Raw genomic sequence first — 9,058 nt, 5'->3', positions numbered from 1 at the left:
AGCCAATTCAAGCATAGCGCGGTGCTAACCCCGTCCCCGGGCGCTCCCTCCGGTCGGGGACGGGTCGTTGCGGCGGCGCCCTCGCCCGAGGGGAGCGCCATGGACCAAACCAACCGCCGCCTGTTTCTCGGCGCCCTCGCGGCGGGCGGCAGCCTGGCCGCCGGCCGGGCGCTGGCGGCGGAGAGCGGCCCTCTCCAGACCGGCCCTGCGCGGGACGGTCATGCGGCGGGGGCCGACGTCGCCCCGGATTCCACCTTCCTGCGCACGATCCCGCGCAAGCCGGGGCCTGCCCCGGTGTTCACGGCCTCCCTCGACGGCGGCCCGGTCAAGGCGACCTCGGGCGGCTGGGCGCGGGAGATCACCACCCACCAGCTGCCCCTCGCCACCGGGATCGCGGGGGCCCACATCTTCCTGAATGCGGGCGGGATGCGCGAGATGCACTGGCACGCCTCCGCCGAGTGGGGCTACATCGTCGCCGGCCACTGCCAGGCGACGGTGATCGATGCCGCCGGGGAGATGGAGGTCGTCAACTTCGCGCCCGGCGACACCTGGTACTTTCCGGGCGGCCACGCCCACGCGATCCAGACCCTCGGGTCCGAGCCGTGCCACGCCATCCTGGCCTTCGACGACGGCCTGTTCGGCGAACACGGCACCTTCGGGCTGACCGACTGGATGAGCCGGATCGACCCCGCGATCCTGCGCGGCGCACTCGGGGTGCCGGAGGCGACTCTGGCGGCCCTGCCGGCCGGCGAGACCTACATCATCCAGGGACCCGTCGTGCCCCGCGACGGCGCAACGGCGCGGGCCGAGCGTCCGCTGCCGCCGGAGCGCACCCATCGCTTTGCCCTGGCGGGTGCCGTAGCGGTAGCCGAGGGGGCCGGCTCCACGATGCGGATGGCGCCCGCCGGCGCCTTCCCGGTCTCGGCGGGGATGACCGGCTTCCTGGTGCGCCTCGCGGCCTGCGCGGTGCACGCGCCCCACTGGCATACCCGCGCGAACGAGTGGCACTACGTCGTGCGGGGGCGGACGCGCGTGACCCTGTTCGGCCAGGACAAGCACATGGCCGTGGCCGAACTCGGCCCGGGCGACTGCGCGTACCTGCCCCGGTCCTGCGGGCATTCGGTGGAGAGCATCGGCACCGAGACGGCCGAGATCGTCGGCGTGCACGACAGCGGCGTCACTGACGAGACCTTGCTGGCGACCTGGCTGGCCCGGGTGCCGCGCGGGATGCTCGCCGCCAACCTGGGCGTCGACGAGCAGATGGTCGCCGGTTTCCCGCCGGCGGCCCGGACCTTCAGCCGGCCAGGGACGAACCGTCCGTAAGGCATCGGCCCGCGAGGAAGCCGGCGCCCAGGCGGGGTTCGTGAAAGCGGCCCCGGTTCCGCATCGAAACCCGGCTCAGCGCCGTCCCGGCCGCGCCATCCACTCGGCGCGGGCCGCGGCCTCGCCCGGTTGCATCCGGCTCATCTCGGCGGCGCGGGAGGAAATCCAGCCGGTGTGCTCGGCCGTGGGGGTGACGGCGGTGAAGCCGCCGCAGGCGGTGCGGGCGCGCTTGTCCTGGCGCATGGCGCCGCTCGACCAGCTCACCACGCCGACGATCTGATAGCCGCCGGGGCCGCCGCGCAGGATCGGGCCGCCGGAATCGCCGAGGCACGCGCCCGCCCCCGCCGTCTCGGCCATGCGGCGCCGGTCGGTCACCACGGTGACGCGGTTGGCGACCTGGAGCGGGCCGATGGAGACGAGCTGGGCCTGGCGCAGGGTGCGGGCGGTGTTGCGCCGGTTCTCCGCCACCACGCCGAAGCCCGCGATCTCGACGGCGTCGCCGGTGTTGATGCCGCCGCCGCGCGGATCGAGGGGCTGGAAGTCGCCGCCCAAGGGCTCGGCGAGCTTGATGAGAGCGAGATCGATGCCCGGCTGATCCTCCGGCGTGGTGCCGGGGACGAATTCGGGATGCATGGACGCCGCCGCCACGGCGATGCGGCGCGAGCGGAAGGCGCGGTCCACCGCCACAACGCTGTAGCTGGCCCGGTGCATCACGCAATGGGCCGCCGTGAGCACGAGGTCGCTGGCGATGAGCGTGCCCGAGCAGATCTCGCCCTGGCTGCTCTCGATGCGGACCACGGAGGCGCGCAGGCCGTTGGGATCCCGCGAGACCGCGCCGTTGATCACCGCGAAGGCGGGCGTGGGCAGGAGTGCGGGCGCGAGCGCGACCAGGGCCGCCACGGTGAATGTGCGAAGGACGGTGGCGCGAAACGCGGTCGGCAGCATCGTGTCTCTCCCGCGTCCCGGCCCCGAAGGGAGGCGTCCCGGACGGCCATGGTGGAAACCTATCTGAACGGAATCCCTCGGCCAAGCTCTGGTTCCGCCCGCGACGCCAATCGGCCGGGGCGGGCTCACGGGCGGTCCCAGCGGGCGGCGAGGCCCCAGCCGGCCAGGGTCGCGTCGATCCAGGCGCGCTGCGGCCCGAGCAGGACCCCTTGCGAAAGACCGCCGCAGGCCCCGCCGACCCAGGCCGCCACCGCGACGACGCCCATATCCGCCGCGACCGGCCCACCGGAATCGCCCTGGCAGGCGCCGGCGCCCTTCGCGCCGCGCAGCCAGACGAGGATGCGGCTCGGCCCGTAGGGTTCGACCACGGGCACGCCGGCCTGCCGGTAGGTGCCGGTGCTGCGCGGATCCCCCGGCCGCGCCACGCCGTAGCCGGAGACGGTGAGAGTCTCGCCGGCGCGCGGCATCGCCGCACTCAAGGTGGCGGGCACGAACGGCGCCGGCAGGGGCGCGGCGAGGCGCACGAGGGCGAGGTCGATGGAGCGGCGACGCCCCGCGATGGCGCCCGCATCGTAGCCCGGATGGACCGCCTGCGCGGCGGGCTCGGCCAGCACCGGCGCCCCGGCGGCGTCCTTGTAGTGCACCCGGTGGACGAGGCGCGGCGCGAGGCAATGCCCGGCCGTGAGCACGGCGCCCGGTGCCACCACCACGCCGGTGCACACGCCACCGTTCGAGGACAGCACCATGACGGCGTGAGAAGCCGCCTCCGGAGCCGGATCGCCGCCCACCACCGCGTGCGCCGGACCCATGATCGGGGCCGGAACCGCGACGCCCATCAGCAGGGCGAGACGCCCGAGACCAGTCCGAGCCATCGGCAACACCCCGCACCTTGGAGACGACGATGACCCCGATACGCGTCGCAGGCGCCACCGTCGAGCCGGTGAGCCTTGGCGAGATGCGCGCGCATCTGCGCCTCGATTCCGACGAGGGCGGGGCCGAGGACGCCCTCCTCGCCGCCCTCGTGGCCTCCGCCCGCGCCAGCGTGGAAGCCGCGACCCGGCGAATCCTGGCGCCCGGGCGCTACCGGATCATGCTCACGGCCTGGCCCGCCTCCGGGTTCGTGCCCCTGCCGCTCAGCCCCCTGGTGGCCGTGGAGCGGGCCGGCCTCGTCGATGCCGAGGGGACGGTCACCGACCTCGCCCCCGGCCTCGTGCGCCCCGGGCCGGACCCCGTGGAGGCGCCGGGCCTCGTGGTCTCGCCCGAGGCGCCGTCGCTCCACGCCCGCGCCGCCCTCGTCGAAGTCAGCGCCGGATACGGCGGCGACGGCCCCCCGGCGCCCCCGATGCTGCTGCAGGCGATCCGGCTCCTCGCCGCCCACGGCTTCGAGCATCGCGGCGACACGGGCGCGGGCCCGCCGCCATCCGTCGCCGCCCTCGTCGCCCCCCTGCGGCGCCTGTCCCTATGATCACGGAGCCGATCATGCCCGAGTCCACGCCGCGCGTGCCCATCGGCGCGCGCCGCCGCCGCTTCACCCTCGAACGGCCCGTGGAGGAGCCCGACGGGTTCGGCGGCGTGATCCGCCGCTACGTCCCCGGCCCCCTGGTCTGGGGTGCCCTCGAATCCCTGAGCGGGCCCGAGCGGGTCCGGGGCGGGCGGGCCGATACGGCGGAGACCCACCGGGTCCGCCTCGCCTACCGCGCCGACGTCACGCCCACGATGCGGCTGTCCACCGGGCCGCGCCGCTTCGCCATCCGGGCCGCGGGCGATCCCGACGGCCGACGGCGCGAACTCGTCTGTCGGGTCGAAGAACTCGTGGCCGGGGAGCGCGCGCCGTGACGGTTCGAGACCCGGTCTCCGCGAGCCCGCTGCTCGCCCTGCGCTGGGCGCTACGCGCCTATCTGGCCGTGGACGCCCCCCTCGCCCGGCTCATGGGCGGGTCCGTGCGCCTCCACGACGAGCCGCCGCGCGGCAGCGTGCCCGTCTACGGCGTGTTCGGCGACGCCGAGATCCGCGACGAATCCGTCGACGGCGCGACGCGCCACGCCCACGGCCTCGCCCTCGTCCTCTACGCCCGGCCGGGCTCGGCCCGCTCCGGCCTCGATGCCGCCGAGCGCATGGCCGACCTCCTCGCCGACGCCCCCCTGGCGCTGCACGGCCACCACCTCGTGACCCTGCGGGTCGTGCGGCTCGCCGCGACCCGCGACCCCGCCACCGGCGAGGCCCGCGCCACCCTCACCCTCCAGGCGGTCACCGAGCACCGCCCGGCCTGACCGCCTCCAATCCCACGGGAGAACCCGCATGAGCGCACAACGCGGCAAGGACCTACTCATCCGCGTGGCGAGCGGGGGCGGCTTCGTCGCCGTCGCCGGCCTGCGCGCCCGCCAGATTGCCTTCAACGCCGAGGCCGTGGACGTGACCCACGCCGAATCCGCCGGGCGCTGGCGCGAGCTGCTGTCCGGGGCAGGAATCCGCCGGGCCGCCATCGCGGGCGCCGGGGTGTTTCGCGACGAGGCCTCCGACGCCCGCCTGCGGCAGCTGTTCTTCGAGGGGACCATCGAGACGTTCCAGGTGGTGGTGCCGGCCTTCGGCACCCTGGAGGGCCCGTTCCAGATCACCAGCCTCGAATATCGCGGAGATCACGCCGGCGAGGTCACCTTCGACCTGGCCCTCGATTCCGCCGGCGCCCTCGCGTTCACGGCGGCCTAAGACCCATCAAGGTTTGAAAAAATAGGGAGGCCCGAAGATCATGGCGAACCGCAGGCGCGGCGAAATCCCCCTCGATCTCGGGGGGCAGCGCTACACCCTCTGCTTCACCCTCGGCGCCCTCGCCGAACTCGAATCGGCCCTGGGGGCCCGCGACCTCACGGGGCTGGCCGAGCGCTTCGCCGGGGGGCACCTCGCCACCCGGGACCTCATCGCCCTGCTCGGCAGCGCCCTGCGCGGGGGCGGCCACGCCCTCGACGACGCGGCCGTCGCCGCCCTGCCCCTGGCCGGCGGACTCGAACCGCTCACGGCGGCCCTCGGTGAAGCCCTCACCGCCGCCTTCGGCGAGGGCGCCTCGCCAAACCCCTGAGCCCCACGGGCGGGAGCGCGCCGGAGCCCGCCTCCGCCTTCCCGTGGGACGATGTCCTCGCGCTCGCCCTCGGGCGGCTCGGCTGGCGTCCGCGCGACCTCTGGGGCGCCACGCCGCGCGAACTCTTCGCCGCCGCCGGCCTGTCGGCCCGTGCGCCGGCAGCCGGCCGGGCCGATCTCGACCGGCTGCTCGCGGCCTATCCCGACGTCCCGTCATCCTGTGATCCTGGGAGCCCGTGATGCCAGAGAGCGAGACCGACCGCGCCCAGGCGGGCCGCGAAAAGCAGCTTCAGGTCCTCGACCGGCTGGCCAAAGGGTTCGGCCAGAGCCTGACCCAGGCCCTGGGCGGTCCCCTCGGCGCCGGGCGCCAGCTCGACAGCCTGCTCGGCGCCCTCACGACGAAGCTCTCGAGCCTCGCCCTCAAGGCCGCGCTGACCCCGGTCAAGGCCGGCATCACCGGCCTCGTCAAGGGCGCCCTCAACGCCAGCGTCGCCGGGGGCACCGAGGCCTTCGCCCGGGGTGGGGTGGTGGCGCAAGGGCGCGTGCGGCCGTTCGCGGCCGGCGGCATCGTCGCCGCGCCCACCTACTTTCCCATGCAGGGCGGCCTCGGCCTCATGGGCGAGGCCGGGCCCGAGGCGATCCTGCCCCTGAAGCGCGGCAGCGACGGCCGCCTTGGGGTCGCGGCCGGCGCGGAGGCCCGCGCCGCCGCCGTCACGGTGAACATCACCACCCCGGACATCGCGGGCTTTCGCCGCTCGGAGGCCCAGGTCGCCGCCGGCCTCGCCCGCGCCGTGGCCCGCGGCCGGCGGGGGTTGTGAGGCACGCGGTGATCGCGCGCCTCCCCGAGACGTCCGACTTGCCGACACGTCCGACTTGCCCAGACGTCCGACTTGCCCAGACGTCCGACTTGCCCAGACGTCCGACTTGCCGCATCCAGGAGCCGCCCATGGGCGCCGATTTCCACGAAGTCCGCTTTCCCCTCGATGTCGCCCTGCGGGGCAGCGGCGGGCCGGGGCGGATGACCGAGATCGTCACCCTCGCGTCGGGGCGCGAGCACCGCAACAGCCGCTGGGCGGATTCGCGCCGCCGCTACGATGCCGGCCTCGGCATCCGCACCCTCGACGCCCTCCACGCCGTGCTGGCGTTCTTCGAGGAGCGGCGCGGACGCCTCTACGGGTTCCGCTACCGAGACCGGGTCGATGCCCGCTCCGGCCCGCCCTCGCGCCCGGTCTCGGCCATGGACCAGCCCCTGGGCTCCGGCGACGGGGCGACCCGCACGTTCCAGCTCGCGAAGACCTACGGCAGCGGCCCCCTGCCCTACCGGCGGGTCATCACCAAGCCCGTGGCCGAGAGCGTGATCGTGGCGGTGGCGGGCCTCGCCCTGCCGCCCGCCGCCTTCACCTGCGACGGCACGACGGGCACGGTCACCCTCGCGGCGGCCCCGCCCCCCGGGGATCCGGTGACGGCCGGCTTCCTGTTCGACGTGCCGGTGCGCTTCGACACCGACGACCTCACCGTCGATCTCTCGGCCTTCACGGCCGGCGAGATCCCCAGGGTGCCGCTCATCGAGATCGTCCCGTAGGAGTTCCCATGCGCACCCTGCCCCCCGACCTCGCCGAACATCTCGCCGGCGGGGCCACCACCCTGTGCCATTGCTGGGCGCTCACCCGCCGCGACGGGGTGCGCTTCGGCTTCACCGACCACGACCGCGACCTCACCCTGGCGGGCATGCCCTACGCGGCCCGTTCCGGCCTGGAGGCGGCCGAGGCCAGCGCCGAACTCGGCTTCGCCGTCGGCGGCGGCGAGGTGGCGGGGGCGCTCACCGCCCTCGGGATCACCGATGCCGACATCGCCGGCGGGCTCTACGACGGGGCCGGCGTCGAGACCTGGCTGGTGGACTGGACCCACCCCGAGACGAGCCTGCTCCTCGATGTCGGGACCCTCGGCGAGGTACGCCGGGCGGGGGGCGCGTTCGTGGCCGAGCTGCGCGGCCTCATGGACCGCCTCGACGTACCCACCGGCCGGACCTTCCGCGCCACCTGTTCGGCCGAGTTGGGCGATGCCCGCTGCGGCCTCGACCGCGACCGGCCGGCGTTCCGCACCACCGGCCGGGTCATCGCCGTGCCCGAACCCGGCATCCTGCGGGTCGCCCTCGCGGCCCCGTTCGCGCCGGGCTGGTTCACGGGCGGGCGCCTCGTCTGGGCCGGCGGCGCCCAGGCCGGGCACGCGTCCGACCTCCGCACCCATGCGGGCGACGGCGCCGGGCATCGCCTCGCCCTGTGGCAGGCCCCGGCCCGCCCGGTGGACCCCGGCGACGCCTTCGCGGTCACGGCCGGCTGCGACAAGCGCTTTTCCACCTGCGGCGGCAAATTTTCTAACACCCTCAACTTCCAGGGATTTCCGCACATGCCCGGCAACGATTTCGTGGTGCGCCAGGCCCCCGGCTCCGGCCCCGGCCTCGACGGCGGCAGCCTGTTCCGATGAGCCCGCAGGACCGGATCGTGTCGGTTGCGCGCGCCTGGATCGGCACGCCCTACCGGCACCAGGCCTCGGTGCGGCACGTCGGCTGCGACTGCCTCGGCCTCGTGCGCGGCGTCTGGCGCGACTGCTTCGGCCCCGAGCCCGAGGCCGCCCCGCCCTATGCCGCCTCCTGGGCGGAATCGGCGCCCCCCGGCACCGACCCGCTGGCGGAGGCCGCATCCCGCCACCTCGTCCCGGTGCCGCCCGCCGAGGCGCGAGCCGGCGACGTCCTTCTATTCTCCTTCCGCGCCCACCTGCCGGCCCGCCACTGCGCCATCGTGACCGGGCAAGGCACGATGATCCACGCCCATGACGGCGCCGCCGTCACCGAGGTCGCCCTGACCCGCTGGTGGCGGCGGCATTGCACGCACGCGTTCCATTTTCCGGAGGGCGCGGCCCGAAGCCGCCAGGAGGGGGCGCCCGGCTGATGCCGCGGCGGCCCGCCCGGGGCTCACGTCACCGGGCGGATACCCGGGCGGCCGGCTCCGATCCGGTCTTGCGCCCGGCCGGTCTCGGGGCAGGGGTCCGCTCCTGCCTCGGCCGCGCATGCCTCTCCTTCGTGCCGAAGCCGTTGGCGATCGCCAGGGCGGAGCGGTTCGCCGCGTAGGACGGGGCGACCATCGGGTAATCCGGCGGCAGGCCGAAGCGCGCCCGGTAGGTGTCCGGGTCCAGCCCATGCTTGGTGAGGTGGCGCTTCAAGGTCTTGTAGGACTTGCCGTCGAGGAAGCTGATGAGGCCGCCGGGCAGGACAGACTTCCTGACCTGGGACGGCTTGAGCTTCTCGACCTTTTCCTCGCGCGCAGCCTCCGATGCGCCCTCCGCCGTCAGATTCGTCAGGGCACCGGACACGGCCCGGATCAGGATCGGCAGATCGGCCGCCGGAACGGAGTTGTTCGACAGATAAGCGCCGATGATCTTCCGGGTCAGATCCAGGCGATCGGCGGTTTCGGTTGAGCTGTGTTCAGTCATTTCGATGATCCAGACAACATGATCGATCAGGGACAGGCTTCGACTTGATCCGGCCAAGCCGTGCTCGGGCCACCCGATCCCCCCGACCCGATGTCTGCTCGAAGGGAGGCAAATCAGACGGCGAAGATTCTCTTCGACATTCGCTCGAAGAGATGTCGCGCCGTTTGTCGTGTCGGATCAGGTGATGTCTCGTTGTACGAAGCCGATATGCGTCTCAGATGAACCCGAT

14 protein-coding genes are annotated in these 9,058 nt (G+C 74.3%); 11 read left to right on the top strand and 3 right to left on the bottom strand.

The window, feature by feature from the left end; all coding sequences use genetic code 11:
- Nucleotides 1-99 precede the first annotated feature (99 nt).
- Entirely contained in the window at nucleotides 100-1,323 is a 1,224-nt protein-coding gene (locus ASF52_RS13515) for a cupin domain-containing protein (protein ID WP_056172855.1), read from the top strand.
- A 75-nt stretch (nucleotides 1,324-1,398) separates the two neighbouring features.
- Here ASF52_RS13515 and ASF52_RS13510 read toward each other — a convergent pair whose 3' ends face one another.
- Nucleotides 1,399-2,268 carry a S1 family peptidase gene (locus ASF52_RS13510; RefSeq protein ID WP_056172852.1) on the bottom strand — a complete coding sequence of 290 codons (870 nt, stop codon included), beginning with the start codon at nucleotides 2,266-2,268 and terminating at the stop codon, nucleotides 1,399-1,401.
- Between the two features lie 125 nt (nucleotides 2,269-2,393).
- Nucleotides 2,394-3,140, bottom strand: coding sequence for a S1 family peptidase (locus ASF52_RS13505; RefSeq protein WP_056172849.1), 747 nt, complete (start codon nucleotides 3,138-3,140; stop codon nucleotides 2,394-2,396).
- 29 nt (nucleotides 3,141-3,169) lie between these two features.
- Here ASF52_RS13505 and ASF52_RS13500 point away from each other — a divergent pair, with 29 nt between their 5' ends.
- From ASF52_RS13500 to ASF52_RS13460, 10 genes are all read left to right on the top strand, one after another.
- Entirely contained in the window at nucleotides 3,170-3,733 is a 564-nt protein-coding gene (locus ASF52_RS13500; protein WP_056172846.1) for a head-tail connector protein, read from the top strand.
- Between the two features lie 14 nt (nucleotides 3,734-3,747).
- Nucleotides 3,748-4,104: a phage head closure protein gene (locus ASF52_RS13495; protein ID WP_056172844.1), complete on the top strand. Its 357-nt coding sequence runs from the start codon at nucleotides 3,748-3,750 to the stop codon at nucleotides 4,102-4,104.
- Nucleotides 4,101-4,538: a DUF3168 domain-containing protein gene (locus ASF52_RS13490; RefSeq protein WP_056172843.1), complete on the top strand. Its 438-nt coding sequence runs from the start codon at nucleotides 4,101-4,103 to the stop codon at nucleotides 4,536-4,538. Before ASF52_RS13495 ends, ASF52_RS13490 begins: the two co-directional genes overlap by 4 nt.
- 28 nt (nucleotides 4,539-4,566) lie before the next feature.
- Nucleotides 4,567-4,974: a phage major tail protein, TP901-1 family gene (locus ASF52_RS13485; protein ID WP_056172841.1), complete on the top strand. Its 408-nt coding sequence runs from the start codon at nucleotides 4,567-4,569 to the stop codon at nucleotides 4,972-4,974.
- A 40-nt stretch (nucleotides 4,975-5,014) separates the two neighbouring features.
- Complete coding sequence (locus ASF52_RS13480; protein ID WP_056172840.1) at nucleotides 5,015-5,341, top strand: gene transfer agent family protein; 327 nt, start codon at nucleotides 5,015-5,017, stop codon at nucleotides 5,339-5,341.
- Nucleotides 5,338-5,580: a phage tail assembly chaperone gene (locus ASF52_RS22095; RefSeq protein ID WP_082483831.1), complete on the top strand. Its 243-nt coding sequence runs from the start codon at nucleotides 5,338-5,340 to the stop codon at nucleotides 5,578-5,580. Before ASF52_RS13480 ends, ASF52_RS22095 begins: the two co-directional genes overlap by 4 nt.
- Nucleotides 5,580-6,158: a phage tail tape measure protein gene (locus ASF52_RS13475; RefSeq protein ID WP_056172838.1), complete on the top strand. Its 579-nt coding sequence runs from the start codon at nucleotides 5,580-5,582 to the stop codon at nucleotides 6,156-6,158. Before ASF52_RS22095 ends, ASF52_RS13475 begins: the two co-directional genes overlap by 1 nt.
- A gap of 128 nt (nucleotides 6,159-6,286) precedes the next feature.
- Nucleotides 6,287-6,922 carry a DUF2460 domain-containing protein gene (locus ASF52_RS13470; RefSeq protein WP_056172837.1) on the top strand — a complete coding sequence of 212 codons (636 nt, stop codon included), beginning with the start codon at nucleotides 6,287-6,289 and terminating at the stop codon, nucleotides 6,920-6,922.
- A gap of 8 nt (nucleotides 6,923-6,930) precedes the next feature.
- Nucleotides 6,931-7,824, top strand: a complete 894-nt coding sequence (locus tag ASF52_RS13465) for a DUF2163 domain-containing protein (protein WP_056172835.1) — start codon at nucleotides 6,931-6,933, stop codon at nucleotides 7,822-7,824.
- Nucleotides 7,821-8,288: a DUF6950 family protein gene (locus ASF52_RS13460; RefSeq protein WP_056172833.1), complete on the top strand. Its 468-nt coding sequence runs from the start codon at nucleotides 7,821-7,823 to the stop codon at nucleotides 8,286-8,288. Before ASF52_RS13465 ends, ASF52_RS13460 begins: the two co-directional genes overlap by 4 nt.
- Before the next feature lie 28 nt (nucleotides 8,289-8,316).
- On the opposite strand, the gene ASF52_RS13455 is transcribed toward ASF52_RS13460, so the two are convergent.
- Nucleotides 8,317-8,829, bottom strand: a complete 513-nt coding sequence (locus tag ASF52_RS13455) for a MucR family transcriptional regulator (protein ID WP_056172830.1) — start codon at nucleotides 8,827-8,829, stop codon at nucleotides 8,317-8,319.
- Nucleotides 8,830-9,058 lie beyond the last annotated feature (229 nt).

This window comes from Methylobacterium sp. Leaf112 (genome assembly GCF_001423295.1).
Lineage (GTDB): Bacteria > Pseudomonadota > Alphaproteobacteria > Rhizobiales > Beijerinckiaceae > Methylobacterium.
Note: the sequence above shows the minus strand (reverse complement) of the source record. Positions and strands in the feature narration are given on the sequence as shown.